At 38.4% G+C, this 930-nt stretch carries 1 protein-coding gene; it reads left to right on the top strand.

Annotation, left to right across the window (positions count from 1 at the left end; translation table 11 throughout):
* Positions 1–802 (top strand): IS3-like element IS1485 family transposase (locus FEZ33_RS12230; protein WP_138405618.1); only part of this gene is annotated, 802 nt, incomplete at its 5' end.
* Between the last annotated feature and the right edge of the window lie 128 nt (positions 803–930).

The following is a 930-nucleotide window of genomic DNA, read 5'->3' as shown; positions in this document are numbered from 1 at the left end:
TTATTATCAATCAAAACCAAAGAAAGACGAATCAGAACTTGAAGAAGTAGTCGCTGAAGAATTTATCCGCAGCCGAAAGGCCTACGGCTCAAGAAAAATAAAAAAAGCCTTATCAAAACGAGGCATTCAGATCAGCCGACGAAAAATTAGTAGAATCATGAAAAATAGAGGATTAAAATCGAGCTATACTGTTGCTTATTTTAAAGTACATCATTCTACTTGCAATGAAGCCAAAACGACAAACGTATTGAATCGTAAATTCTTAAGAGACAACCCATTAGAAGCGATCGTAACAGACTTGACTTATGTACGAGTCGAGAAAAAATGGAATTATGTCTGTTTCATTTTGGATCTGTTCAATCGAGAAATTCTCGGCTATTCTTGTGGAGAACATAAAGATGCCGTTCTAGTAAAAAAAGCATTTAGCCGTATCAAACAACCTCTGACAGAGGTTGAGATTTTTCATACTGATCGTGGAAAAGAGTTTGATAACCAAGCTATTGATGAATTATTAACAACTTTTGACATCAATCGATCATTGAGTCATAAAGGCTGTCCTTTTGATAATGCCGTAGCTGAATCAACTTATAAGTCGCTGAAAGTAGAATTTGTCTATCAATACACATTTGAAACCTTACAACAATTGGATTTGGAGTTATTTGACTATGTCAATTGGTGGAACCACCTTCGGTTGCACGGTACACTTGGCTACGAGACACCGGTTGGTTACCGTAACCAGAGATTGGCGCAGCGAATCCTTGATAATGAGCTCGGATGTGCTAACGCTAGCGAGGCAGTCTAACTTTAACTGTTAGCTCCTGCCGAAGATCGTCACATCCGAGGAGGCTCATTGTCAAGGACAATCGGAATAGCATACGGAAAGAAGTTCTGCACCTTATAAAATTTGTCAAAAAAACTGTTGCCATTCCA

Origin of the sequence: Ruoffia tabacinasalis (genome assembly GCF_005864045.1) — a bacterium.
In the GTDB taxonomy this organism is placed as follows: domain Bacteria; phylum Bacillota; class Bacilli; order Lactobacillales; family Aerococcaceae; genus Ruoffia; species Ruoffia tabacinasalis.
The sequence above is the reverse complement of the archived record's forward strand: the minus strand, read 5'-3'. Positions and strand labels throughout refer to the sequence as shown.